Genomic DNA, 25,807 nt, shown 5'->3' on the forward strand with positions numbered 1-25,807 from the left:
TCTTTAGCGGAACAGGGGAAGGGCGCAAGCGAGGGCTTACGGCGTCGGCGGCGTTACCTTGTGCAGCGCCAATCGGAAGCGGAGAACGCTATTGGCGGGGATCGGGCCGCTCGCTGCCGCGCCATAGCCCAGTTCGGGCGGGATCCACACGATCCATTCATCACCAGGCCGCATGAGCTTGAGCGCCTCGGTGAAGCCGGGGACGAAGCGGTCGACTTCGCCGCTAAGCGGTTCGCCGCGTGAAAAGCTGCTGTCGAACGTCTTGCCCGTTGTCAGCTTGCCCTCATAATCAAAGGTCACGCTGTCCCCCGACACCGGCGACTGGCCTGTTTTTGGCCCTGATATGACGACAAAATATTGCAGCCCGCTCGGCGTGGTCACGACGCGCTTGGCCGCCGCATTGCGGATAAGAAAGTCGGTTCCCGGCGGGGTCAACGGCGGGGTCGGCACGGTGGCGCAGGCGGTGAGCAACGACAGGGGGACGACGATGGATGCGAGTTTGTTCATGGGCGCTTGTTTAGCCAAATCGCGGCAGATGAAAACAGCTAAGACATCAGGTCATGCCCGTATGGCGGCATGTCCCGACATCATCCATCAGATTGACAACCGCCCGTCGGCTGCCCACATTGAAAATGTGAAAACGCAAGTCATCTTTGAACGCTATCGCATACATGCAGGCCAACTCGCGGCGCGGGTTTAGCCCGTCTTCCTCGCACCCGCGATGAGGACGGGGTTTCGAGATTCAAAACGCCTGCACACCAGTTTTCAAGGACGACATCATGACCAGCATAAGCGTGGGGCTCACCACTGAGCGTCCTGCTATCCATCTGATAGACAGCGAAGCCGACATCCTCGCCGATCTTTCCGTTCGTATCGCATCGAAGCAGCCTGAACTGTCCCGACTGTTGCTTGAGGAAATCGATCGCGCAGAGGTTCATGCGGCGGCGGATATGCCCGCCAACATCGTGACGATGAACAGCCATGTTGATTTTATTGACGAAACCAGCGGTGTTCGCCGGTCGGTGCAGCTTGTTTATCCCAGCTATGCCGATATCGAAGCAGGCCGCATTTCCGTGATGACGCCCGTCGGCGCGGGTTTGATCGGGTTGACAGAGGGCGCGTCGATTTCGTGGCCTGACCGCGATAATCAACCGCATGTGCTGCGGATTGACCGCGTGCGCAGCGGTAAGTCGGTACATCAGTGACATATTGGCGCGGCGGGGTGCGGCCTGACATGTCCGCGGTGTGGTCGCGTGCCTATGTTTTGCTGACGCTGACCGCGCTGTTCTGGGCGGGGAATTCGATTGTCGGGCGCGCGGCTCGCGATCTGGTGCCCCCGGTGGCGCTGTCTTTCTGGCGCTGGAGCATCGCGCTGGCCTTGTTGTTGCCGCTGGCCTGGCCGCATCTGAAACGCGATTGGCCGGTGCTTCGGTCGCGCTGGCCGATCATGCTGATATTGGGCGCGCTGGGTCTCGGGGCTTTTAACACGCTGCTCTATACGGGGCTTCAGACGACGACGGCGCTTAATGCCATGTTGCTCCAATCGGCCCAGCCGGCGCTGATCTTGATGGTCGGTGCGGTGCTGATGCGCGACCGCACCAGCTGGCGCCAGATTGCGGGGATGCTGGTGTCGCTGGCTGGCGTGCTCGCGATTATCGCGCGCGGCGATCTTCACGCGCTGATCCATTTAAGGTTGAATGTCGGCGATGCCATTATCGGCGTCGCGGTCTTTTTGTGGGCGATTTATTCGGTGCTGTTGCGCCGCCGCCCGCCCGTGCATCCGCTCAGTTTTCTGGCAGCCTCGATCATGGTCGGAGTTTGTGTGATTGCGCCCGCCTATGCCGCCGAACTCTGGTCGGGCCGGTTCATTGTGCCGTCGACTGAAACATGGTTCGCCATCGGCTATGTTTCGATTTTCCCTTCCTTCCTCGCCTATCTCTTTTTCAATCGCGGGGTCGAACTCATCGGCTCTGCCGCGACCGGCCAATATATGAATGTGATGCCGCTTTTGGGGGCTGGGCTCGCGATGCTATTTCTGGGCGAGCGGCTGCATCTGTTTCATGTGGTGGGGTTGACGCTGGTTTTCGCTGGCATAGTGGTCGCGGGGCGCAACCTGCAGCCGCCGGTGGCGACAGCGAGCGGATAATATGCGGCAACTGGCCCATGAAGGAGACAAGAATCGACGTAATAATCTCAAGGAAAATTGCATATTTGAGCAAATTTGATTTCAGAATGACGTTCTGTACTGAAATATAGAAAGTTTGCGAAAAACAATGCTAGTCTGAGAAGCGGTCAATTTTTTGAAAGGGCAAGATTATGAGTCGCAGGATTGGCACGGTTGTTACAGCCGCAGCATTGGTCACTACGCAAATTGCGTTGCCGGTCTCAGCTCAAACTCAATATGCTCAAACCTGGCCTGGCTATAATGATACGCAAAACGCCCAATCAAGAACGAACTATGCGGGCACGATCCGCTGCGAATCGCACACGAACAGTATCGAGCGCTGTAAGGTTCGAACCGACAATCGCGTCACTTTACGGCGCACGATCAGCGGCCGCTGCACGCAGGGCCAAACCTGGGGCCATAGCGCGACTGAGGTCTGGGTTTCGAATGGGTGCCGTGCCGAATTTAACTATGGCTATGCGGGCGGGGTCTATCCGGGACAGCCGAACGACAATTTCACCGGAACCCTCCGCTGCGAATCGCGCAAGAACAAGACCGAACGGTGCAATGTTCGCACCGATAACCGCGTCACGCTGAAACGGACGCTTGGCGGTCGCTGCACGGAAGGGAGGACTTGGGGCTATACGGTTTCGCAAATCTGGGTTTCAGGCGGGTGTCGCGCTGAATTTAACTATGGCTATGCGGGCGGTGCTTATCCCGAACAGCCGATTGACAATTTCGTGGGAACTATCCGCTGTGAATCACGCAGCAAGCGCTATCAGCAATGCAATGTTTTGACCAATAACCGGGTGGAACTGACCCGTCGACTGGGGGGCAAGTGCAACGATGGTCGGCAATGGGGCTATACCGACACCTATATCTGGGTGAACGATGGCTGCCGCGCCGATTTCCAATATGGTTATAATAATCTTGTGCCGTTGCCCGGACCCGAACCCGAAAAGAAGAAAGGGCCGAGCACCGGATTGATCATTGGCGGCATCGTCGTCGCGGGCGGGTTGCTCGCGTTGCTGACCAGCAAAAAGAAGAAATCATCGACGAACGCGGACGCGGCGGACGAAACGCCAACAGCCTATCCAGAGGGGCCGCCAGCGGCACTGTCTGCCAGCCTTTCGAGCTTGCCGAGCGCTTCGCGTCCGGCAGTGCAAAATTGCATGAATGATGCGGCGCGTCAGATCGGTGTGACCGGCGGAACGCGCTTGTCCTATGACAGGCTGGTGTCGCTGGAAGAAGGCAATGGCGGATGGCGCATTAGGGCAGCGATGACGGCAAACTATCCCGATGGCGACCGGTCGCTGGAAATGTACTGCCGCGCAACGCCGAGTCAGATTGTTCAGCTGGATTTTAACTAAGCGGAGAAGGGAAGGGGTGCGCCGGGTTTAGCTCAGCGCCGCCTCGACCTGACCCAGACGGTCTTTGCCAAAGAATATCTGATCGCCGACGAAAAAGGTCGGGATGCCAAACACACCGCGCGCCACGGCGGCTTCGGTATTGGCGACTAGCGCGGCCTTGATTTCGGGCTCTTGCGTCCGGGCGAGCAGCGCGGGGCCGTCAAATCCGTTCGCGGACAGATATGGGGCGGCGACGTCGAGGTCGTCCATCTTGAGCCCTTCCTCCCACATCGCGCGGTTGATGGCATCGACATAGGCGGGCAAGCGGCCTTCTTCCCCAGCCACAATGGCGCCGCGCATCATCGTCAGTGTGTTGACCGGAAAATGCGGGTTGAAGCGGAAAGCGGTCAGGTCATGCGCCGCGATGAAACGCTGCATTTCCAACTGCTCATAGTCCATTCTGGCGGGGACATCGGCGAACTGGAGCATCGGCGCCTTATTGCCTGTGGCCTTAAAGATGCCGCCGAGCAGGCAGGGGGTGATGGTCAGACTCGCCCCCGTGCGTTCCAGCATATCGGGTAGCACCTTCATCGCCAGATAGGCATTGGGGCTGCCGCAATCATAGATGAATTCAAGCGTCTTGCTCACCATGTCTCTCCCCACGGTCTCAGATCCAACTCGTGGGTCCAGGCGCTGCGCGGTTGTTGGTGCAGCATGACATATTGGGCGGCGATGGCTTGCGGTGACAGGATCAGGTCCTGTGCCTTGGCGTGCTCGAAATCGGGGTGGCGCTGACGGATGAAGTCGGTGTCGATGGCGCCGTGATGACGCTGTGCGCGACATGGATGCCTTTTGGCCCCAGTTCGCGGGCTATCGACTGGGCGAGCATCCGCAAGCCCGCTTTGGCCCCTGAAAAAGCCGCATAGCCCGACCCGCCGCGCAAGCTTGCGGTGGCGCCGGTGAAGATGATGGTGCCGCGCTGGCGCGGGGTCATATGCTTTGCCGCCTCGCGCCCCGTCAGAAAGCCGCCGAGGCACGCCATTTCCCAGACTTTGGTGTAAACGCGCACAGTGGTTTCGGTGATCGGGAAGTTCACATTGGCCCCGATGTTGAATACGGCGACCTCGATAGGGCCGACTTCGGCCTCGACCTGTTCGAACAGTGCGATCATCGCTGCTTCATCGCGGGCGTCGGCGGGAAAGCGCGCGCCAGATGCCCGTCATCGCGGATCGATTGTGCGAGTGTTTCGAGGGCGTCGATGCTGCGGGGACGGCGGTTGACGCAGGCGGTCAGCCCTTCGGCGGCGAAGCCGCGGGCAATCGCGCCGCCGCTCACGCCTTTTCAAGCGTGCATTGTAGCGGATGCTGGTTCTGGCGCGCCGAATCCATCACCTGATTGACCTTGGTCTCGGCGACTTCATAGGTGAAGACGCCGCAGATGCCGACGCCTTGTTGATGAACGTGCAGCATCACCTGCGTCGCCTGTTCAATGTCCATGTTGAAAAAGCGCTGGAGCACCATCACGACGAATTCCATCGGGGTATAATCGTCGTTTAGCAGCAGCACTTTGTACATCGAGGGCTTTTTCGCCTTCGTCCGCGTGCGCGTCGCAATGCCGACGCCGGGATCGTCGGGGGTGTTATCCTTGCGGTCAGCCATGGCGCGGATGGAGTGTGGGAAGGCAGTGGGCGTCATCATGTTTCGGAATATCGCAATGCAGATGCGAAGCGCAAGGGGGAGGGCATTCTATTAACCCCCTTTTCGTCGTCGGGGCCTTTGTAGAGGTGACAGCGGCCCACATACAAAACCGCCCGCTTCCCGAAGGAGGCGAGCGGTGTTTGTTGGTCGTTGACGCAGACCGGGAGGGGGGGTGGCCTGCGTCAACGGGAAGGTGAAGGGCCTTTAGGCAACCTTCATCTTCGAAGTGATGACCGAAACGCGGTTCGAGATCGGAGCGAAGCTGTCGTTCGTCATTTTGACGAACATTTCGCTGGTCTTCGAGGTCTGTGCAACAGCGGCGTCAAAAGCCTTCTTGCTGTTCTCGGCATAAAGCTTGAAGAATTCGGTCGGCGACTTAACCGCGGTGTAACCCTTGAACGCTGCGGTCGTGTCTTCAAAGCTCTTGCGAGCGAAGGTTACGCCTTCTTGGCCCAGAACTTCAGCGTTCTTGGCAGCGATCTTGCCGGCTTCGACGATGGCTTCGAGGTTCGCTTTGTTGAACTCGGCAGCTTCTTCAGCCAGCTTGCTTGACTTGGCGACAGCTTCCTTGGCGCGGCTGTTGAAATCGGCGCTGAGGGTCTCGACGCGGGTCTTGGCTTCGTCGGCGAATTTCTTGACGGTATCGTTCATGGTTTTCAATCCTTTGGTGGCGGCGGAAACGGGCTTGCTCGCAGCTTTTACAGCGGGCTTGCGAGTGATTTTCTTTGCTGCAGTCTTTTTGGCAGCAACTTTCTTGGCTGCCTTGGGAGCAGCGACCTTCTTGGCGGCCGGCTTGGCTTTCGCCTTGACGGTCTTGGTTTTGACGGGGGCAGCCTTTACAGGAGCCGCAGTCTTGGCAGCGACGGGCGCCGCAGCAGGTGCAACCGAAGTCGCAACCGGCTTCGCAGCTGTATCCAGCGTGGCGGCTTCAAAAGCCTTCTCAGCGGTATCAATTTTCGTAGCCATGGGTGAACTCCTTTATGTTGCAGTGCACAATATAGGAGTTTTGGCAACATTTCAAGGAATTTTTTGTGCAGCGCACAATAAATTCCACCGCGCACGGCTGGCTGATGGTTATTTGTCAAACATTAGCGTTGTTTAACATAGGAGCCCGGCGCGTCCTCGATCGCCTTTTTGCTGCCCTTTCCGGGGATGCGCGCGCCCTTTGCGGCAGTTTTCGCGTCATCCTGAGCCTGAATCCAGTCCAACCAGTGCGGCCACCAGCTGCCTTTTGTCTCTTTTGCCCCTTCGACAAAGCTATCGAGCGTGTCGGCATCATTGTCGCCGGTCCAATATTGATATTTGTTCGCGGCGGGCGGGTTGACTACTCCTGCGATATGCCCCGACCCGGCGAGCAGAAAAGTTCTGGGGCCGCTGAGGTTGTTCATCAGCCGCCACACGCTTTGCACCGGAGCAATATGATCCTCGCGCCCCGCCTGAATATAGGCGGGCGTCACAATCTTGCGCAGGTCGATGGGGGTGCTGTCGACGGTCAGGCTGCCCGGCACGACCAGACGATTGTCGCGGTAGAGGTCGACCAGATATTGGCGATGCCACTTGGCGGGCAGGTTGGTGGTGTCGCCATTCCAGTACAACAGGTCAAAGGGCGGATAGTCGTTGCCGAGCAGGTAATTGTTGACGACATAGTTCCAGATCAGATCGCGCCCGCGCAAGCTGTTGAAGGTCGCGGCCATATAGCGCCCGTCGAGATAGCCGGGTGCCGATAGCTGCTCGAGCAGCGCCAGATAGGTCTCGTCGATAAAGAGTTTCAGTTCGCCCGCATGTTCAAAATCAACCTGCGCGGTGAAGAAGGTCACTGATTTGACCTTGTCTGCCTCTCCGCGTGCCGAGAGCAGTGCCAGCGTCGCGGCCAGCGTCGTGCCGGCAACGCAATAACCGATGCTGTGAACAGCGGGGACCTTTAACAGTGCGCGCACCGTGTCGATCGCATCGATCTGAGCGGCGATATAATCGTCCCAGATGATATCCTTCATCCCGGCGTCGGCCGATTTCCATGACACAATGAACACCGACAGGCCTTGTTCGACCGCCCATCCGACGAAGCTCTTTTTGGGATTGAGGTCGAGAATATAAAATCGATTGATCCACGGCGGAAAGATGACCAACGGCACTCCAAACACGTCCTTGGTCGTCGGTGCATAATGGATCAGCTGGTAAAGTTCGGTTTCGTGGATCACTTTGCCCGGGGTCGCCGCAATGTTCCGGCCCAGTTCAAAGGCCGAGGTGTCGACATGGGTCAGTTGCCCGCGCGACAGGTCGGTCAGCATATGCTGCAACCCTTTGAGCAGGCTTTCGCCCCGCGTTTCCACGGCGCGCTTGATGACTTCGGGATTAGTCACCGCCAAATTGGTCGGCGACAAAGCATCGGCGATGCTTTTGGCGGCAAATTCCATTTTGGCGTGCGCGGCGGGGTCAAGCCCCTCCATCTTTTGCGTCGTGGCCAGCATTTGGTCAGAGAGCATACCATAGGTTTGGCGGATCATCGCGAACACGGGATTCTCGGCCCAGTCGGGATCGGCAAAGCGGCGATCCTTGGACGCATCTGGCGTAATCGGCGGACTGCGACTGGCCATCGATGTCCAAAAAGCTACGCCTTGTTCCCACATCTGGGTCGATTGTTTCATCCAAGCCTGAGTTGCCGGCGATTCAACCCAGCGTGCGGGGTCGAACAGGGCGGCGGCATCGGTGCCTTTGTCATCGTTCGCCTGACCCAGCGCATATTCCAGCATCATTTGCTGCGCGCGCCCCATGACACCGGCCCAATGCTGCATGTCATCGAGAGACGGCATGAAAGGATGCTGGTCGGCCCCGCTGCTGTCTTTTCCTTGCTCGTCGCTCATACTGCTTCCCGCTAGTCAGTGCCGATTGCACTGCCTATAGCAAGAGCTGATGCAGGTGGCGACCGCCGACTGCGCGAACCGTACGAAGGGAGTTGTTCTAGTCCATCATGTCCGACGATGAATTTTATCGCATCAAGCGCCTGCCGCCCTATGTCATCGCTGAAGTCAATGCGATGCGTGCGGCGGCCCGTGCCGCTGGCGAGGATATCATCGACCTGGGGATGGGCAATCCCGACCTCCCGCCGCCGCAACATGTCATCGACAAATTGTGCGAAGTGGCGATGAAGCCCAACGCACATGGCTATTCGCAATCAAAGGGGATTCCGGGGCTGCGCAAGGCACAGGCCAATTATTATGGCCGCCGTTTCAACGTCGACCTCGACCCCGAAAGCGAAGTTGTGGTGACGATGGGGTCCAAGGAAGGGCTGGCCAGTCTGGCAACCGCGATCACAGGTCCCGGCGATGTCGTGCTGGCCCCGAACCCCAGCTATCCGATCCACACCTTTGGCTTCATCATCGCCGGTGCGACAATCCGCAGCGTGCCGACAACGCCCGACGAAGCCTATTTCACCGCCCTCGACCGCGCGATGGCGTTCACCGTACCGCGCCCGTCGATTTTGGTGGTCAACTATCCGTCGAATCCGACCGCCGAGGCGGTGGAACTTAGCTTTTACGAGCGGCTGGTTGCTTGGGCGAAAGAGAATAAGGTCTGGGTGCTTTCGGATCTGGCCTATTCGGAGCTTTATTATGACGGCAAGCCGACGCCGTCGATCTTGCAGGTGCCGGGGGCCAAGGATGTCGCGGTCGAATTCACCTCAATGTCGAAAACATATTCGATGGCGGGTTGGCGCATGGGCTTTGCGGTTGGCAACAAGCGGCTGATTGCGGCGATGACGCGGGTTAAATCCTATCTCGACTATGGTGCTTTTACGCCGATTCAGGCGGCTGCGTGCGCCGCGCTCAACGGGCCGCAGGATGTGGTTGATCGTAACCGAGAGTTGTATCAAAAGCGCCGCGATGTGATGGTCGAAAGCTTTGGCCGTGCGGGCTGGGATATTCCAAGCCCGCCGGCGTCGATGTTCGCTTGGGCTCCCTTGCCTCCCGCGCTGGCCGAAATGGGCAGTCTGGAATTTACCAAGCAATTGCTGATCCATGCCAAAGTCGCGGTCGCACCCGGCGTCGGTTATGGCGAGGATGGCGAAGGCTTTGTTCGCATCGCGATGGTCGAAAATGAACAGCGCATACGGCAAGCCGCGCGCAATGTTCGTAAATTCCTGACGATGCATGGCATCAACACGCCCTCGACCGTAAACGAAGGTTGATCGCATGATGGGCGCCGCAGGGCCGGTGATCGCGCAGACCATCCAATTGTCGGTGGCGCCGGTGTTTCTGTTGGTGGCGATGGGGAATTTGCTGGGCGTTTATTCGGGACGGCTGGCGCGCGTTGTCGATCGGTCGCGCGATTTAATGGTGCGCCATGCCGACACCCATGGTTCTGAACATCAAAATCTGGTGGCGGAGCTGCGCGCGCTGGATCGCCGGATGAGCGTTATCAATTTGTCGATGCTTTTTGCTGTCGGCAGCGGCGTCGTGGTGTGTCTGCTCGTGGCGTTGTTGTTCCTGCAATATGCTGGCGGTTTTGATTTGGGTACGGCGGTTTCGGCAGCCTTTGTTCTGGCCATGCTTTTAATGATGCTGTCGCTCGGTTGCTTTCTGGTCGAAGTGCGGCTTGCCATCCGTGATATCCATGTGCCGATGGAATTGCTCGAAAGGGAATGACGCGCCGCGCCGACTAAGGGGCGTCATTTTTCGACCAACAGCGATGTTACTGAGCGGAGTTGGCTGCTAAATTCCGGGCATAATCTTCAAGGGGAGAATGAACATGCGGAACAAAATTCACCTTATGGCACTATGCGCCAGCGCTTGCCTGCTGACCCTGTCGCCGATGGCCGTCATGGCCCAAACGGATGGCATTGCCGCTGCGGTCGCCGACACGACCCGGCAGGACGCCAATGTCAAACTTGACGAGGCGCGCCAACCGGCGACGGTTTTGGCCTTTTCGCAAATCAAGCCGGGGTCGACCGTCATCGATCTGGTCGCGGGCAACGGCTATTTCACCGAAATGCTCGCCGATCTAGTCGGGGCGAAGGGCGTGGTGATGCCGGTCAACCCGCCGAGCTTCAATCAGCCCGAAACCTGGGCAAAAATTGCCAAGGCGCATCGCAATATCGTGCCGATGGTCGTGGCACCGGGGGCGATGCAGTTCGCACCGGACAGCGTCGATATGATTTTCACCCATCTGGTCTATCACGACCTATATTGGACCAGCGAGAAGTATAAATATCCGACCCGCGATGTCGATGCGCTGATGGCCAACTGGTTCGCGGCGGTCAGGCCGGGTGGCAGCGTGATTGTCGTCGATCATGTCGGTCCGGCGGGTGACACACGTGCGCTTGTGGAGAAACTGCACCGGATTGATCCCGCGACGGTCAAGGCTGACCTCGAACGCGCCGGATTCGTGTTGGAAGACCAAAGCGATGCGCTTGCCAATCCCGACGATGATCATAGCAAAAATGTCTTTGATCCCGCCATTCGCGGCAACACCGACCGCTTTATGATGCGCTTTCGCAAACCCGAATGAGGGTCAGGGTGTGACGCTGGCCCGATAGGTTGGCGTCACGCGCTGATGGCTGGCCTGTTCATAGGCATAGCCAGCAGCCAGCACGGCGGCATCGGACCATTCGGGACCGATAAAGGAAATCCCGACCGGCAGCCCTTCGATCGCCCCCATCGGAACGGTCAGGTGCGGATAGCCCGCGATGGCGGGCATCTCGCTGACGCTGGGGCCGGTATAATGGTCGCCGACCACGAGGTCGCTGGTCCATGCCGGTCCGTTGGTGATGCCAACAAGCAGGTCGACATGATGATCGCTGAGCAGCTTGTCAATACCCTGTTCGCCTGCGAGCCGGAGCGATTTGGCGCGGGCTTCGCGATAGGTGGCACTGTTTAGGCCTGATTGCGCTTGGGACATTTCGAACATGGATTGGTCGAACCAGCGCAACTCCTCGGGATGCGCTTTGTTAAAGGCGATCAGATCCGCCAGCGTCTTTGGCTGATCCTTGCCGGGGAGTCCGGCCAGATAGCTATTCATATCGGCCTTGAGTTCGAACATCATCACGTCATGCTCTGCGTCGCCCATGCCGTTGAGACCGGACCTGCTATCCTTGATATCGACTATGGTCGCACCGGCAGCGGTCATTTGCGCCAGAGCCTTGTCGAACAGCGCGATCAGGTCGGGACGGCGGCCAATGCGATCGCGCAACACGCCGATGCGCTTGCCCTGCAGCGCGTCCGGCGACAGGGCCGCGGTGAAATCGGTGCGATGTGTATCAGCGTCGACCGTGGCAGGGTCGGCGGGATCGCTGCCGGCCATAGCGGTTAGCATGACCGCGGCGTCGCGGACGGTCAAAGTGATAGGGCCAGCCGTGTCCTGACTGTGACTGATCGGCACGATATGGGTGCGGCTGACCAGGCCAACCGTGGGTTTGAAGCCGACAACGCCATTGATTCCGGCCGGGCAAGTGACCGAGCCATCGGTTTCGGTTCCGACCGTCAGCGCGGCGAGACTGGCCGCCATCGCGGCGGCGCTCCCCGCCGACGAGCCGCATGTGTTGCGGTCCAGCGCATGGGGATTTTTGGTGAGCCCGCCCACCGCGCTCCAGCCGCTGGTCGAATTCATGGACCGGATATTGGCCCATTCGCTGAGGTTGGTTTTGCCAAGGATAATCGCGCCCGCCTGGCGCAGCCGTGCCACCAACGGCGCGTCGCGCTGTGTGACATTGTTTTTGAGAGCGAGCGAACCGGCGGTGGTCGGTAGCTGGCCTTTGGCCTCGATATTATCCTTTAGCAGCACCGGTATGCCATGCAGCGGCCCGCGAACATGACCCGCCTTACGCTCGGCATCGAACGCGCGGGCTTGTGCTATGACATCGGGGAAAGTCGCGAACACCGCATTGAGTGTCGGGCCGCTATCGTCAATCGCCTGAATCCGCGCCAGATAGGCCGCGACAAGGACTTCGCTGTTGGTCGTGCCTTTCGTCAGTTCGCTTTGCAATTCCGCCGCATCCTTGCCCACTATTTGCGGAGCCGCAGGTTCTGCACTGGCGGGCGCGGCGAGGATCAACAAAAGGGCGGGGATGAATGCGCGCATGTCTGGCAGTCCTTTACCGGCAAAGAGAGGCGGTTATGCGAGGAGCAACGCAAGACTTCAATAGGGCGGCGCGGCCTTGGCATGTTGGGCTATGGTGGCGTCGATCCACCAGTTGAGGTCGTCGGCAAAGAGGGGGAAGGCGCGGTTGAGGCGGCGTCCGTCGTCGCCGGTTGGCTGACCCTCGGCGTCGAAAGCGCCGCCGATGCGGCCAACGGGCAGGATCGATGAAATCACCGCCATGCCCATTTCGCCCAATGTCGCGCGCCATCCCATCATCGCCCGCACGCCGGCAAAGGGGCCGGCGGAATAGCAAGCGATGGCGGCGGGACGCCAAAACCATTCCTCGAGGAAATGGTCGGTCAGGTTTTTGAGCCCCGGCGGCGGCCCCCAATTATATTCGCCGGTAACAAAGATGAAGCCGTCGGCAGCGCGGATTTTTGCGGCGAGCGCAGACATGGCAGGCGGGGCTTCGCCTTCGGCATATTCCTTGTGCATACGATCAAGCATCGGCAGGTCCACTTCCTGCGCGTCGATCAGTTCCGCCGCGTCGCCGCGTGCGTTCAAAGCTTCAACCAGCCAGCGGGCAAGGGCAATCCCCTGCCGGTCGCGGCGATAACTGCCATAAAGGACCAAGATTTTTCGCGCCATACAGGCATGGTGGCATGTTTATTCGCGCAAAGGAAGCGCGCGGCAGGTCAGTCGGCGAAGGGGTCGCGGATCAATATCGTGTCTTCGCGCTCGGGGCTGGTTGATACGAGCGCAATTGGAGTTTCAATCAGTTCCTGTACGCGCTGGACATATTTGATTGCCTGCGCGGGCAGGTCGGCATAGCTGCGCGCGCCCGCCGTTGTTTCCTGCCACCCGTCCATTTCTTCATAGATCGGTTCGACATCGGCCTGATCGGCGGCGTGGGCGGGGAAATAGTCGAGGATCTTGCCACGCAGACGATAGCCGGTACAGATACGGATGGTGTCGAAGCCGTCGAGCACGTCGAGCTTGGTCAGCGCGATGCCGGTGACGCCCGATACGGCACAGCTTTGGCGCACGAGCACGGCGTCGAACCAGCCGCAGCGGCGCTTGCGGCCGGTGACGGTGCCGAATTCATGCCCGCGCTCACCCAGTTTCTGGCCGGTCGCGTCCTCTAACTCGGTGGGGAAGGGGCCGCTGCCGACGCGCGTCGTATAGGCTTTGGCAATCCCCAGCACGAAACCGACCGCGCTTGGCCCAAGCCCTGATCCGCTGGCGGCGGTGCCGCTGACTGTGTTGGAGCTGGTGACAAAGGGATAGGTGCCATGGTCGATGTCGAGGAGCACGCCCTGCGCGCCCTCGAACAGGATGCGCGCGCCGGCCTTGCGGACCTTTTTCAGGCGTTTCCACACCGGCTGCGCATATTCGAGCACATAATCGGCGATTTCAGCGAGGTCGGCCTTGAGCCGGTCGCGGTCGATTGGCGGTTCGCCAAATCCGACGCGCAGCGCATCATGATGTGCGGTCAGGCGATCGATCTGCGGATCGAGCTTGTCGAGATGGGCGAGATCGCAAACGCGGACCGCGCGGCGTCCGACCTTGTCCTCATAGGCGGGACCAATGCCGCGTCCGGTGGTGCCGATCTTGCCCGCGCCCGCCGCGGTCTCACGCAGCGCGTCGAGGTCGCGGTGAAAGGGCAGGATTAGCGCGCAATTGTCGGCGATGGCGAAATTTTCGGGATTGATGACCACGCCCTGACCGCGCAGCTTTGCAATCTCGTCACGCAGCGCCCACGGGTCGAGGACGACGCCATTGCCGATGACCGACAAGGTGCCGGTGACGATGCCCGACGGCAGCAGGGAGAGTTTATACGTCTGATCACCGACGACGAGTGTATGGCCCGCGTTGTGCCCGCCCTGAAAACGAACAACGGCGTCGGCGCGGCTGGCGAGCCAGTCGACAATCTTGCCCTTGCCCTCGTCGCCCCATTGCGACCCGATGACGGTTACATTGGCCATGATGCTGTCCTGTTGTTGCGGCGGCCCGAGGTTCGCCGAGTGCCGCGCGCGGCCTTAACCGATTTGGCGGGACGTGCAAGCATTGCGACGGGATTCAGTTCACGCAATAGCCTGCGTTAAATTTCAACCGGTCCGTCTGCGCTCAGTTGATAGGCGCATCCTTGCGCCGCACCATCGTCATTCTCTGACAAGGCCGCGACGGTCTGCCAGCCGTCGGCGCGCAGGCTGGCGGCGACCAGCGGGTCGTGACCAAGCGGCAGGAAGATATGTCGTTCGCCGTCATTATCAGCACCGAGGCCGTCGTCGATGAGCGGGTCGGGATAGAGCGAAAAGCCGACCGCGGTTTCGCTGTGGTCGTCGGCAGCGGTAACGGTATAGCTGCCGCCGCGCCCGATGGCGTCGCCCTGACCGGGAACGAAGATCGAAAAGCCAAACCAGCTTTGATAGGCGAAACCGTGGCGTTCGGTGGGGTCGAGGGTCAGCGATACGCGGTCGCGGACGGGCGCCGCAATCGCTTCGAGCGCGTCGAGGCGGCCGGATAGAGCGCCGCTGCTGTCAAAGGTGCGCAGGCGGGCCAATGCGTCATCAAACGGCCCTGTCGCGCCGAGAAGCGGCAAATAGGCGTCGGCACCAAGCCGCGTGAGAGCGCCTGCATCCTTGGCATCCAGTTCTTCGCGCAGTTGTTCGATATCGATCGCGATGGGCAGCGGGCCTGCGGCGAGCACGCCAATCGCGTCGGGCAGGGTGAAATCGATTGTGGCGTCGGTGATGCACGCCGCATCAAGGGCGTCGATGGCGACACTGACAATCTCGCTAGCGGCGGCGACGCTGTCGCTGCCGATCAGTTCGGCGCCGACTTGCAGCATCTCGCGCGCCGGACGTAGCTGGCTGGCGCGCAGCTTGGCCACTTGACCGGCATAGCAAAGGCGCAGCGGGCGAGGGGCGTCGGCAAGCAGCGAGGTGGCAATGCGACCGACTTGCCGTGTGATGTCGGGACGCAGCGCCAGCGTGCGCTGTGATACCGGATCGGTGAAGCGCAACAGGTCGCGGCTGCTGCGTTCATCGGAGCCGCCTAATGTTTCGCGAAATTCGGCCAGTGGTGGAGACACCCGCGCATATCCATGCCCGCGCATCGCGTCGATCAACGCGCGCGTCACACGCGACGCGGCCTCGGCCTGTTGGGGCAGGCGGTCGCGGAGACCTTCGGGGAGCAGGGCTGGGGTACGAGTCATGGGTTGGGCCTTAGGCGGGTGGGAAGGCTGTTTCAATATGTCTAAGTTTCTGAGGTCAAGGGTGTGAAAGTCCCTCCCCTTCAAGGGAAGGGTGGGGGTTCGCGACCCTGCACAAGGCTGCGAACCCCCCACCCGATGCGATTAGCCAGCAAGCTGGTAAGTCTCGCTGCCCTCCCCTGAAGCGGATGGCCGTGTCGGTTTTAGAACTTCAGTCCCTTGACGGTTTTGACACCGGGCAACTGGCACAGCTGCCACAACAAAGGTTCGGGCATCGCCGAATCGAGGCTGAGCAGCAGCACCGCTTCGCCCCCCCCCGCGCGGCGGCCGAGGTGGAAGGTGCCGATATTGAGTCCGGCATCGCCCAGCGTCGAACCGATACGACCGATAAAGCCGGGGGCGTCTTCGTTGACAATATAGAGCATGTCGCCGTCGAGATCGGCCTCGACCTTGACCCCGAAAATCTCGATGAGGCGCGGTTCATTGTTGCCGAACAAAGTGCCCGCGACCGAACGGTCGCCCTGGCTGGTGGCCACGGTGACGCGGATCAGCGTGTGATAATCGCCTTCACGGTCGTGGCGCACTTCGCGCACATCGAGCCCACGCTCGCGCGCCAGATGCGGGGCGTTGACCATGTTCACGCTGTCCGAATAGCGCCGCATCAGGCCCGTGAGCACAGCCGCCGTCATCGGTTTGAGGTTCAGTTCCGCCGCAGCACCCTCTGCTTCGATCGAGATGGTGGTGAGGTTATCATGCGCCAACTGGCCGATCAGGCTGCCCAGCTTTTCTGCAAGCTCCATATAGGGGCGCAGCTTGGGGGCTTCCTCTGCCGACAGGCTGGGGACGTTGAGCGCGTTCGTGATGCCGCCGGTCAGCAGATAGTCCGAAATCTGTTCGGCCACTTGTATGGCGACATTGACCTGCGCCTCGTCGGTCGACGCGCCGAGGTGCGGAGTGCAGATAAAGTTGGGAGCGGTGAACAACGGATGATCCGCCGCTGGGGGTTCCTGCACAAACACATCGAGCGCTGCGCCCGCGACTTGACCAGATTTGAGCGCCGCCTCAAGCGCCGCTTCGTCAATCAACCCACCGCGCGCACAGTTGATGATGCGCACGCCCTTTTTGCACTTGGCGATATTCTCTTCCGACAGGATGTTGCGTGTCTGGTCTGTCAGTGGCGTGTGCAGGGTTATGAAGTCGGCGCGAGTGAGAAGTCCGTCGAGGTCGACTTTTTCGACGCCCAATTCAATCGCGCGTTCGGGGGTGAGGAAGGGGTCAAAAGCGATGACTTTCATCCGCAGGCCCAAGGCGCGCTCGGCAACAATGCTGCCGATATTGCCGCAGCCGATCAGGCCGAGGGTCTTTTGCGTCAGTTCGACTCCCATGAAGCGACTCTTTTCCCATTTGCCTGCCTGCGTCGAGGTATCGGCTTCGGGGATCTGGCGGGCGAGGGCAAACATCATTGCGACGGCATGTTCGGCCGTAGTGATCGAGTTGCCGAACGGAGTGTTCATTACCACGACGCCCTTTGCAGATGCGGCAGGGATGTCGATATTATCGACTCCGATGCCTGCGCGGCCCACGACCTTAAGCTTGGTCGCTGCGTCCAGAACGTCGGCGGTGACTTTGGTTGCAGAGCGGATGGCAAGACCGTCATAATCACCGATCATCGCGATCAACTCTTCCTTGGTTTTGCCGGTGATTTCGTCGACCTGAATGCCGCGCTCCTTGAAGATGGCGGCGGCACGCGGGTCCATTTTGTCGCTGATGAGGACTTTGGGTTGGGTCATGATATTTTCCAGTTTTCTCACGGAGACGGGAATCCATCGTCCCGTGTCACGGTGTTGTAATGTCAGATGGTGGGTCCCCGCCTTTGCGGGGACACGAAATCAACCAAGCGAGGCGTGAGCCCAGTCGAGCCATGGGCCGAGCGCTTCGACATCGGCACTATCAACCGTCGCGCCGCACCAGATACGCAGCCCCGGCGGGGCATCGCGATAGCCGGCGATGTCATAGGCGGCGTTTTCGGCCTCAAGCAGCGCGGCGAATTTCTTGATGAAATCCGTGTCCGCACCGGCGACCGACAGGCAGACCGACGTTTTCGAGCGCGTGGCGGGATCGACGGCGAGATGTGACAGCCAGCCACGCTCGGCGACGATTTTGTCGAGCGCCGCCGCATTTGCGTCGCTGCGCGCCTTCAGCCCTTCGAGCCCGCCGAGCGATTTCGCCCATTCGAGCGCCCAGATCGCGTCTTCGACCGCCAGCATCGACGGTGTGTTGATCGTTTCGCCGCGGAAGATGCCTTCGGACAGGGTGCCCTTGCTCATCAGGCGGAACACCTTGGGTAGCGGCCAGGCGGGGGTGTGGTTTTCGAGCCGTTCGACCGCCCGCGGACCAAGAATTAGAACGCCATGCCCGCCTTCGCCGCCGAGCACTTTCTGCCAGCTGAAGGTCGCAACATCGATCTTGTCCCACGGCAGGTCATAGGCGAACACCGCGCTGGTCGCGTCGGCAAAGCTTAATCCTTGGCGGTCATCGGCGATCCAGTCGCCATTGGGAACGCGAACGCCGCTGGTGGTGCCGTTCCAGGTGAACAGCACGTCATCGGACCAATCGACCTGCGTCAGATCGGGAAGCTGGCCATAATCGGCGCGGATGACTTTGGGGTCGAGCTTGAGTTGCTTGGCCACATCGGTGACCCAGCCTTCGCCAAAGCTTTCCCATGCCAGTGCCGTGATGCCGCGCGCGCCGAGCATCGTCCACATTGCCATTTCAAAGGCACCGGTATCCGATCCGGGGACGATACCAATGCGGTGGGTATCCGGAAGCTGGAGCATCTCGCGCATCAGGTCGATGCAATATTGCAGACGCGTCTTGCCAATCTTGGCGCGGTGCGACCGGCCAAGCGATTGGGTGGCGATTTTTGAAGCGTCCCATCCCGGCGGCTTGGCGCAGGGTCCGGAAGAAAAAGTCGGGCGCGCTGGGCGCACCTGTGGCGTATTCAACTCACTCATTATAGTCTCTCCTTACAGAGAGCACGCGCGGCGTTGGGACCGCGTGGCCCGGCGCCGCGTTTAGGGATGCGAGCCGCGCTGTCAATGACAATGGTTCGACAGGGCTGATATTTCCGGTGTCTGGTCGCAGGCGTTTAGACCTTGTTAACCATGTCTGCTTAACCCCGTTGTAATGATCCATCGCTGTAAGAGACTGGCCCGAAATCTGGCTGCTGCCGCTGTAACGCTGGCGTTGGCGGGGTGCATTGGCGGAGCGGATCGTCCCAGCCGAAACGACAGAAGTCGACCCGACACATCATCGACGCCATCGTTCACTAGTGCCGCATCGCGGCAATGTCTGGCGGACCTTAAAAAGGCGAGGGTGCGGTTCACGCCGCTGCCGAATCGGGAATTTGGCGGTGGATGCACCGCGATTGATTCGGTGAAACTGCTCGACATCGGAACGCCGGCAACCAATTTGGGGGCGATGACCTGTCCACTGGCGCGCAACTTTGCCGCCTGGGTCCAATTTGCGGTGCGCCCCGCCGCGCGCCAATATTTCGACACCGATGTCGTGAAGGTCGAGACATACGGAACCTATAGCTGTCGCAATATCAATGGCGGTCGGTCAGGGCGATTGTCGCAACATGCGCTGTCCAACGCGGTCGATGTCTCGGGCTTTGTCTTGGCTGATGGACGTCGCATCATGCTCAATGGCGGATGGAACGGCGATCAGACGTCGCAGGAATTCCTGCGCGCTCTGCACAAATCGGCCTGTCGCCGCTTTGGCACCGTGCTCAGTCCCGATTATAATGCGGCCCATTATAATCACTTCCATCTCGACATGAGTGGAAACGGCTATTGTCGATAGAGCCCGAACGGGCTAGCTCCGACGAAATGACCGACAAACAACCCCATCGCTCGCGTTTCCATAAAGCCAAAGACGACGCGCAATTCGCCAATCAGGCGGTATCGACTCCGCAAACACAAGATCCCGCCTATCGACTGGCGTTTCAGGATACCGAATTCCTGTTGCGCGAAGATTTGCGTCCGGTGCGGTTCCAGCTTGAGCTGTTGAAGCCAGAATTGTTGCTCGACGAGGCCAAAATCGAATCGACGCTGGTCATCTATGGCTCGGCGCGCATTCCTTCGCCCGACACGGCGCAAGACGTGCTCGATGCAGCGCGCTCTCCCGAAGAAAAGCGCATAGCCGAGCGGCTGGTGGCCAAATCGGTCTATTATGATCAGGCGCGGGCGCTGGGGCGTCTGGCCAGTCAGGTGCCGTGCGACGACGACGGGTGTCGTCATTTTGTCGTTTGTTCGGGCGGCGGGCCGTCGATCATGGAGGCTGCCAACCGCGGCGCAGATGATGAGGGACGCGATTCGATCGGGCTCAACATCGTTTTGCCGCACGAGCAGGCGCCGAATCGCTTTGTGACGCCCAAGCTGAGTTTTCAATTCCATTATTTCGCGCTGCGCAAAATGCACTTTCTGTTGCGCGCACGCGCGGTTGCGGTGTTTCCAGGCGGTTTCGGGACGTTCGATGAGACGTTCGAGCTGTTGACGCTGATCCAGACTGGTAAGATCAAGCCGATCCCGATTCTGTTGTTCGGCAAGGATTTCTGGAACCGCGTTGTCAATTTTGAGGCGCTGGTCGAAGAGGGCGTGATCAGCGCGCGCGATCTGTCGCTGTTCCACTTCGTCGAAACCGCCGAAGAGGGGTGGGCGATCATTCAGGCCTCTTATACGGGCGCGAACGCTTAGCTGAGCGTTGGCTGAAGTCGCCGCTTAGTCGGACTGCGATTTCAGATAGAGGAACAGCGCGTCGCGGTCGGCCTTGTCGTAAATACCGGCAAAGGACATGCGCGATCCGGGGACGTCCTTCATCGGATTTTCAATCCACGCATCGAGCGTCGCTTCGTCCCAGACACCGCCCTTTGCCTTGAGCGCGGGGGAATAGGCAAAGCCGGGGTGCGACGCGAGCGCGCGGCCCACAACGCCATGCAGGTTGGGGCCAATCCCGTTGCGACCGTCCTTGTCGATGGTGTGACAAGCGGCGCAGCGTTTGAAAACCTGTTCGCCCATCGCTGCTGTTGGTGTTGCGGCTGGCGTCGTTGATTCGCCGGTTGCGGCATCGGTTGCGGCAGGCGCGGCGGCCTTGTCCTTACCGCCACAGGCCGACAGCGTCAGCGCCGACACCAGCAAAAGCGGCAAGAGGCGGCGCATTATTCTGCGGCGGGTTCGACCGGAGCTGCTTCTGGCGCTGCTGCGGCATCATCGGCGGGTGCGTCGGCGTCGGTCGCTGCGCCTTCCTCTGCCGGAACTTCCTCAACCTTGGGCAGCGGCAGGTTCGAACCCTGTGCGTTGAGATAGGCCAGCAGATTGGCGCGATCTTCGGGTTTGGACAGGCCAGCAAAGGTCATTTTGGTGCCGGGGGCAAATTTGCGCGGGCTGGTGAGCCATTCGCTCATATTGGCAAAGCCCCAAGTGCCGCCCACCGACTTGAGCGCGTCCGAAAAGGCAAAACCGCCCTTACCGGCGCCAATTTCTTCGCCCAGCGTTCCATAGAGATTCGGCCCGATGCCGTTGGCACCGCCCGAATTGATCGTGTGGCAAGCCGCGCATTTGGCAAAAATGGCTTCACCCTTGGCAGGGTCGGCTGCGGCCATCAGCACGCCAATCGGCGTTTCAGCCTTGGCGTCGCCCGGTCCGTCGGCGCTTTCGATCGGCAGCGCAAATGCCTCGGGCTTGTGCGGGGTGAACAACATGCGTGAGCCGATGGTGAGGCCGAGCGCGCAAATCAGCGCAAATAATACCCAACCGGCGATTGTGTTGTTGCGATTGTCCATGAAGGCCCCGTTCCGCTGTCCGCCCGTCCGTCCGAGCTTGTGTGAAGATTTGGAGGCTCCCTTACTGGGGCAAGCGCGGCGGCGCAAGACCATGAACGCGCCTTCGTCACCAGTTGCGCGGTTTGCCCACCTTCTATATGCGCCGCCAAACTTTCGCGAAGGACGCAATCCATGGGCAGTTATTCCGCATCAGCGCAAGAAATGGTCGATGCAATGACCGCGGCCGCACTGGCCGATCCGGCGCATGGGCTTGCCTTTCAAGGCGCGCCCGGGGCCAACAGCGATCTGGCTGCCCGCGAATTTGACGCCGATTCGCTCCCCATGCCCTGTTATGCCTTTGAAGATGCGATAGAGGCGGTGCGCGACGGGCGGGTCGAGCGCGCCATCATTCCGATCGAGAACAGCCTGCACGGTCGCGTCGCCGATATTCATTTTTTGCTGCCCGAATCCGGCCTGTCCATCGTCGGAGAGCATTTCTTGCCCATTCGATATGGCCTGATGAGTCGCGACCTTGGCCCCATTGCCCGTGCGATGAGCCATGAACAGGCGCTGGGCCAGTGCCGCCACTGGCTGCGCAAGCATGGAATCGCCCCCGTCGCGCACAGCGACACAGCGGGGGCCGCGGCCTGGGTCGCCGACAGCGACGAGTCAGGACTGGCCGCCATCGCCCCACCGCACGCTGCCGCGCTCTATGGGCTGAATCTGCACGAAGAGGGCATCGAAGATGCCGACCATAATATGACGCGCTTTGTCGTGCTGGCGCGCGAAGCAGTTGCCCCCCCGCCGAGCGCCGGTCCGGTGATGACGACATTTGTGTTCGAGGTGAAGAATATTCCCGCCGCGCTCTATAAGGCGCTGGGCGGCTTTGCGACCAATGGCGTCAATATGACCAAGCTGGAAAGCTATCAGGTCGGCGGCAGTTTTGCCGCGACCAAATTTTATGCGGACATTGTGGGCGCGCCGGGTGACGTAGCGGTAGACCATGCGCTGGAGGAACTGGAATTCCAGACCAAGTCATTGCGCTTGCTCGGCACTTATCCGATGGCGCGGGTTCGACCGACTTAAGCCGGGCCGGCAACAACAGGTCTAGTCCTGCCACGGCCCTATTTCTCCCACCTCGCCGATGCGGCGAAAGCGGACTTTGCCGTCCAGAAAAACCACTTCCCACATGGGCGCAGGGCGGGCCCATTCGCCGATGACATATAGCGGCACCTTGTTCGCGGCGACAAAGGCGAAGTCATCGGCGGTCGGGCCGGGGACAACGGTTTCGGATGTCTGGTGCAGCCGGATGATCGCCAGCGTGTCCGGTGGCGGTGCGGGCAGCGACTGGCGCGCCGGAAGGGCCAGACTGGTGGCGACAATGGGGTCGCCCTTGTCGTTGCGTGTGAGCAACAGCAATTTATCGGCTGTAGCAAAGGGCCCGAGCACTGGACGCCCGACCATTTTGCGACCGGTGAGCGCGGCCATGATTCGCATATCGTCGTCGGGAACCGCCGCGACGACCGGAGCAGCCGTGACCGGCGGCTTCGCGCTGGCGGTCTGTGCCGTGGCGGGGCCCGACATCATGTTGGAGGACAAACATGCGGCGACCGTCAAGACGTGGCGGATCAATGCGCCTCTCCCCAGCTTTTTCCGACGCCGATATCGACGTCGAGGGCGACGCTGAGTTTGACCAGAGGTTCGGCGGCGTCCGCCATCACGGCGCGAATCACCGGCTGGGCCGCTTCGATCAAAGCATCGGGGGCCTCGAACACCAGTTCGTCATGCACTTGCATAAGCATTTTGACGTCGCCGAGTCCCGCCTTGGCCAGCGCGGCAGGCATCCGCACCATCGCACGTTTGATGATGTCGGCGCTGGTGCCCTGAATCGGCGCGTTAATCGCGGCACGCTCGCTGCCCTGCCGTTCATTCTGGTTGGCGGCCTTGAGGCGCGGGAACCAGGTTTTACGCCCGAACAAAGTCTGGGTGTGGCCGGTGGCGCGGGCGTCTTCCAATGTGTCGCGGATATAGTCGCTAATCCCAGGAAAACGTTCAAAATAGCGGGCAATCAGCGCCTGTGCTTCGTCGGGAGTGATCTCCAGGCGGCCCGCAAGCCCCCAACGCGATATGCCATAGAGGATCGAGAAGTTGACCGTCTTTGCCTTGGCGCGGGTGTCGCGGTTGACTTCTCCGAACAGTTCGATGGCGGTCGCACTGTGGATGTCCTGTCCCTGCGCGAACGCCTCTTTGAGCTCGGGAACATCGGCCATATGCGCGGCAAGCCGCAGCTCGATCTGGCTATAGTCGGCGGCGATCAGTTGATGCCCCGGCGCGGCGATAAAGGCGTCGCGAATCTGCCGCCCGATTTCGCTGCGGATCGGGATATTCTGCAAGTTCGGGTCGGTCGACGACAGCCGTCCGGTCTGTGCGCCGACCAGACTGTAACTGGTGTGGACGCGGCCGGTTGTCGCATTGACCTGTTGTTGCAGCGCGTCGGTATAGGTTGATTTCAGCTTGGCAAGCTGACGCCATTCCAAAATCTTGCGCGCAATCGGGACACCATCGCGCTCGAGCCGTTCGAGCTCGTTCTGGTCGGTCGACCAGTCGCCCGACTTGCCCTTGCGTCCGCCTTTCAGGCCCAGCTTGTCGAACAGGATTTCGCCCAATTGTTTGGGGCTGGCGATGCTGAATGGCTGTCCCGCAAGCTCGTGGATTTCGCCTTCGATGCGCGCCATTTCAACCGCAAATTCACCCGACAATTTGGCCAGATATTCGCGGTCGACCATGATGCCATGACGTTCCATCTGCTCGACAACAGGAACAAGCGGACGATCGACCAATTCGTATATGCGCGTGCCGCCCTCGACCGGCAGGCGCAATTTAAGCAGACGCCACAGCCGCAGTGCGACATCGCTATCCTCGGCGGCATATTCGGTTGCGCGATCGAGCGGCACTTCGCCAAAGCTGATTTGCGATTTGCCGGTGCCGCACACCTCTTTGAACGACAGGCATTGATGGTCGAGGTGGAGCTTCGACAATTCGTCGAGCCCATGCCCATGCTGCCCCGCGTCGAGCGCGAAGCTCATCACCATCGTGTCGTCAAATGGCGCAACAATCACGTCATGCTGCTTGAGGACGCCCATGTCATATTTCAGATTATGCGCGACTTTCAGCACCGCATCGTCGGCGAACAAGGGCCGCAACAGGTCGAGCGCGGTATCGAGCGGGATCTGTTCGGGTTTTTCGGCGAACATGTCGCTGCCGCCATGACCGAGAGGGATATAGCAGGCTGTGTTCGGCGCGGTGGCGAGGCTGATGCCGACCAGACGGCCGGTCACGCTGTCCAGACTGGCGGTTTCGGTGTCGATGGCGACGACATGTGCGGCCTTTGCCGCCGCAATCCATTTTTCCAGCGCCGCCGTGGTGGTGACGCATTCATAGGCGCTGCGGTCGATGGGCGGCGCAGCGGGCAGGGCAGGCGTGGCGGGCGTGGCTGTGCCGGGAGCGGCGTCACCGGGGAGAGTTGGGGCGCCGCCGGGGGACGCACCCGCGTCGAGCTTGGCGCTGAGCGACCGAAAGCCATGCTCATCCAGAAACGTCTTGAGCGGAAGCGGTGGGATGGCGTCGAGTTTGAGCTCGTCGAGGGCTTGCGGCAGCGGCATGTCGCGCTTCAATTCGACGAGGATGCGCGACAGACGCGCCTTGTCCTCATGCTCGATGAGGTTTTCGCGCAGCTTGCTCTTCTTCATCGCCTCGGCGGCGGCGAGCACGGCATCAAGATCGCCATGTTCGACAATCAGCTTGGTCGCGGTCTTGGGGCCGATGCCGGGGACGCCGGGGACATTGTCGCTACTGTCGCCCATCAGCGCCAATATGTCGCCGACCAGTTCCGGCCCGACGCCGAATTTTTCCGTCACCCCGTCAACACCGACGCGGGCATTTTTCATCGTGTCGAGCATGTCGACGTGGGGCGCGTCGCCCGCCGGTTCGCGGACGAGCTGCATCAGATCCTTGTCGCTGGAAACGATGGTCACATCCCAGCCAGCGGCGACAGCCGCCTCGGTATAGCTGGCGATCAAATCGTCGGCCTCGAACCCCTCTTGCTCGATACAGGGCAGCGAGAAAGCGCGCGTTGCATCGCGGATCAAGGGGAATTGGGGCACCAGATCTTCGGGTGCGGGGGGGCGGTTGGCTTTATACTGGTCGTAGATATCGTTGCGGAACGATTTGCCGCTGTGATCCAATATGACCGCAAGGTGCGTCGGGCCGTCAGCCTCGTGCAAATCCTTCGCCAGTTTCCACAACATGGTGGTGTAGCCATAGACCGCACCAACCGGCGTTCCTTGCGGGTTGGTGAGGGGCGGGAGGCGGTGATAGGCGCGGAAAATATAGCCCGAGCCGTCGACGAGATAGAGGTGATTCTTGGCGCTCATGGCGCGGGTCTAGCAGGGGCATCGCAACGGGGCGAGACCTGCAATGACAGACGGGCGG

General features: G+C 60.5%; 26 protein-coding genes. 9 read left to right on the plus strand and 17 right to left on the minus strand.

What is annotated here, in order from left to right; translation table 11 throughout:
- Window positions 1-36: 36 nt before the first annotated feature.
- Entirely contained in the window at window positions 37-507 is a 471-nt protein-coding gene (locus ACR3XE_RS05580; protein WP_473698599.1) for an FKBP-type peptidyl-prolyl cis-trans isomerase, read from the minus strand.
- Between the two features lie 272 nt (window positions 508-779).
- Between ACR3XE_RS05580 and rnk the strand changes: the two genes are divergently transcribed.
- From rnk to ACR3XE_RS05595, 3 genes are all read left to right on the plus strand, one after another.
- A complete protein-coding gene (gene rnk, locus ACR3XE_RS05585; protein WP_473698598.1) occupies window positions 780-1,205 on the plus strand; it encodes a nucleoside diphosphate kinase regulator in 426 nt (141 codons plus the stop codon).
- Window positions 1,206-1,234: 29 nt separating this feature from the next.
- Entirely contained in the window at window positions 1,235-2,146 is a 912-nt protein-coding gene (locus ACR3XE_RS05590) for a DMT family transporter (protein WP_473698597.1), read from the plus strand.
- Window positions 2,147-2,316: 170 nt separating this feature from the next.
- On the plus strand, window positions 2,317-3,534 hold the full coding sequence (locus tag ACR3XE_RS05595) for a DUF3011 domain-containing protein (protein ID WP_473698596.1): 1,218 nt from the start codon (window positions 2,317-2,319) through the stop codon (window positions 3,532-3,534).
- 27 nt (window positions 3,535-3,561) lie between these two features.
- Here the strand turns inward: ACR3XE_RS05595 and ACR3XE_RS05600 are convergent, their stop codons facing one another.
- The 6 genes from ACR3XE_RS05600 to ACR3XE_RS05625 form a co-directional block, all read right to left on the minus strand.
- Window positions 3,562-4,164: a 2-hydroxychromene-2-carboxylate isomerase gene (locus ACR3XE_RS05600; protein WP_473698595.1), complete on the minus strand. Its 603-nt coding sequence runs from the start codon at window positions 4,162-4,164 to the stop codon at window positions 3,562-3,564.
- 100 nt (window positions 4,165-4,264) lie between these two features.
- Complete coding sequence (locus ACR3XE_RS05605) at window positions 4,265-4,684, minus strand: SDR family NAD(P)-dependent oxidoreductase (RefSeq protein ID WP_473698594.1); 420 nt, start codon at window positions 4,682-4,684, stop codon at window positions 4,265-4,267.
- The gene (locus ACR3XE_RS05610) at window positions 4,681-4,848 is read right to left on the minus strand and encodes a hypothetical protein (protein ID WP_473698593.1); all 168 of its coding nucleotides are present in this window, start codon (window positions 4,846-4,848) and stop codon (window positions 4,681-4,683) included. Before ACR3XE_RS05610 ends, ACR3XE_RS05605 begins: the two co-directional genes overlap by 4 nt.
- Complete coding sequence (gene clpS, locus ACR3XE_RS05615) at window positions 4,845-5,171, minus strand: ATP-dependent Clp protease adapter ClpS (protein WP_473700354.1); 327 nt, start codon at window positions 5,169-5,171, stop codon at window positions 4,845-4,847. Before clpS ends, ACR3XE_RS05610 begins: the two co-directional genes overlap by 4 nt.
- A gap of 243 nt (window positions 5,172-5,414) precedes the next feature.
- Window positions 5,415-6,176 (minus strand): phasin family protein, encoded by a 762-nt coding sequence (locus tag ACR3XE_RS05620; RefSeq protein WP_473698592.1) that lies wholly within the window; start codon window positions 6,174-6,176, stop codon window positions 5,415-5,417.
- Between the two features lie 122 nt (window positions 6,177-6,298).
- Entirely contained in the window at window positions 6,299-8,071 is a 1,773-nt protein-coding gene (locus ACR3XE_RS05625; RefSeq protein WP_473698591.1) for a PHA/PHB synthase family protein, read from the minus strand.
- Between the two features lie 107 nt (window positions 8,072-8,178).
- On the opposite strand from ACR3XE_RS05625, the gene ACR3XE_RS05630 reads away from it, so the two are divergent.
- The 3 genes from ACR3XE_RS05630 to ACR3XE_RS05640 all read left to right on the plus strand — a co-directional run bounded on the left by ACR3XE_RS05630 (window position 8,179) and on the right by ACR3XE_RS05640 (window position 10,712).
- Complete coding sequence (locus ACR3XE_RS05630) at window positions 8,179-9,393, plus strand: LL-diaminopimelate aminotransferase (RefSeq protein WP_486185969.1); 1,215 nt, start codon at window positions 8,179-8,181, stop codon at window positions 9,391-9,393.
- Window positions 9,394-9,397: 4 nt separating this feature from the next.
- Window positions 9,398-9,850: a DUF2721 domain-containing protein gene (locus ACR3XE_RS05635; protein WP_473698589.1), complete on the plus strand. Its 453-nt coding sequence runs from the start codon at window positions 9,398-9,400 to the stop codon at window positions 9,848-9,850.
- 103 nt (window positions 9,851-9,953) lie between these two features.
- A complete protein-coding gene (locus ACR3XE_RS05640) occupies window positions 9,954-10,712 on the plus strand; it encodes a class I SAM-dependent methyltransferase (RefSeq protein ID WP_473698588.1) in 759 nt (252 codons plus the stop codon).
- A 3-nt stretch (window positions 10,713-10,715) separates the two neighbouring features.
- On the opposite strand, the gene ACR3XE_RS05645 is transcribed toward ACR3XE_RS05640, so the two are convergent.
- The 6 genes from ACR3XE_RS05645 to ACR3XE_RS05670 all read right to left on the minus strand — a co-directional run bounded on the left by ACR3XE_RS05645 (window position 10,716) and on the right by ACR3XE_RS05670 (window position 18,509).
- Complete coding sequence (locus ACR3XE_RS05645) at window positions 10,716-12,281, minus strand: amidase (protein ID WP_486185970.1); 1,566 nt, start codon at window positions 12,279-12,281, stop codon at window positions 10,716-10,718.
- A gap of 57 nt (window positions 12,282-12,338) precedes the next feature.
- On the minus strand, window positions 12,339-12,929 hold the full coding sequence (locus ACR3XE_RS05650; RefSeq protein WP_473698585.1) for an NADPH-dependent FMN reductase: 591 nt from the start codon (window positions 12,927-12,929) through the stop codon (window positions 12,339-12,341).
- A 47-nt stretch (window positions 12,930-12,976) separates the two neighbouring features.
- Window positions 12,977-14,266, minus strand: a complete 1,290-nt coding sequence (locus tag ACR3XE_RS05655) for an adenylosuccinate synthase (RefSeq protein WP_473698584.1) — start codon at window positions 14,264-14,266, stop codon at window positions 12,977-12,979.
- A 116-nt stretch (window positions 14,267-14,382) separates the two neighbouring features.
- A complete protein-coding gene (locus tag ACR3XE_RS05660) occupies window positions 14,383-15,498 on the minus strand; it encodes an ATP phosphoribosyltransferase regulatory subunit (protein WP_473698583.1) in 1,116 nt (371 codons plus the stop codon).
- Window positions 15,499-15,698: 200 nt separating this feature from the next.
- Window positions 15,699-17,285, minus strand: coding sequence for a phosphoglycerate dehydrogenase (serA, locus tag ACR3XE_RS05665; RefSeq protein ID WP_486185971.1), 1,587 nt, complete (start codon window positions 17,283-17,285; stop codon window positions 15,699-15,701).
- A 99-nt stretch (window positions 17,286-17,384) separates the two neighbouring features.
- Complete coding sequence (locus ACR3XE_RS05670; RefSeq protein ID WP_473698581.1) at window positions 17,385-18,509, minus strand: phosphoserine transaminase; 1,125 nt, start codon at window positions 18,507-18,509, stop codon at window positions 17,385-17,387.
- 172 nt (window positions 18,510-18,681) lie between these two features.
- Between ACR3XE_RS05670 and ACR3XE_RS05675 the strand changes: the two genes are divergently transcribed.
- Both ACR3XE_RS05675 and ACR3XE_RS05680 read left to right on the plus strand, forming a co-directional pair.
- Complete coding sequence (locus tag ACR3XE_RS05675) at window positions 18,682-19,359, plus strand: extensin family protein (protein WP_473698580.1); 678 nt, start codon at window positions 18,682-18,684, stop codon at window positions 19,357-19,359.
- Window positions 19,360-19,385: 26 nt separating this feature from the next.
- Entirely contained in the window at window positions 19,386-20,252 is an 867-nt protein-coding gene (locus tag ACR3XE_RS05680; RefSeq protein ID WP_473698579.1) for an LOG family protein, read from the plus strand.
- A gap of 24 nt (window positions 20,253-20,276) precedes the next feature.
- On the opposite strand, the gene ACR3XE_RS05685 is transcribed toward ACR3XE_RS05680, so the two are convergent.
- Both ACR3XE_RS05685 and ACR3XE_RS05690 read right to left on the minus strand, forming a co-directional pair.
- Window positions 20,277-20,714 (minus strand): c-type cytochrome, encoded by a 438-nt coding sequence (locus ACR3XE_RS05685; protein ID WP_473698578.1) that lies wholly within the window; start codon window positions 20,712-20,714, stop codon window positions 20,277-20,279.
- Complete coding sequence (locus ACR3XE_RS05690) at window positions 20,714-21,337, minus strand: c-type cytochrome (protein ID WP_473698577.1); 624 nt, start codon at window positions 21,335-21,337, stop codon at window positions 20,714-20,716. Before ACR3XE_RS05690 ends, ACR3XE_RS05685 begins: the two co-directional genes overlap by 1 nt.
- 171 nt (window positions 21,338-21,508) lie before the next feature.
- Here ACR3XE_RS05690 and ACR3XE_RS05695 point away from each other — a divergent pair, with 171 nt between their 5' ends.
- Window positions 21,509-22,402: a prephenate dehydratase gene (locus tag ACR3XE_RS05695; protein ID WP_473698576.1), complete on the plus strand. Its 894-nt coding sequence runs from the start codon at window positions 21,509-21,511 to the stop codon at window positions 22,400-22,402.
- A 21-nt stretch (window positions 22,403-22,423) separates the two neighbouring features.
- On the opposite strand, the gene ACR3XE_RS05700 is transcribed toward ACR3XE_RS05695, so the two are convergent.
- Window positions 22,424-22,948 (minus strand): hypothetical protein, encoded by a 525-nt coding sequence (locus tag ACR3XE_RS05700; protein ID WP_473698575.1) that lies wholly within the window; start codon window positions 22,946-22,948, stop codon window positions 22,424-22,426.
- Window positions 22,945-25,749 carry a DNA polymerase I gene (gene polA / locus ACR3XE_RS05705; protein ID WP_486185972.1) on the minus strand — a complete coding sequence of 935 codons (2,805 nt, stop codon included), beginning with the start codon at window positions 25,747-25,749 and terminating at the stop codon, window positions 22,945-22,947. Before polA ends, ACR3XE_RS05700 begins: the two co-directional genes overlap by 4 nt.
- Window positions 25,750-25,807 lie beyond the last annotated feature (58 nt).

This window comes from Sphingopyxis sp. 10G20-10, assembly GCF_057365075.1.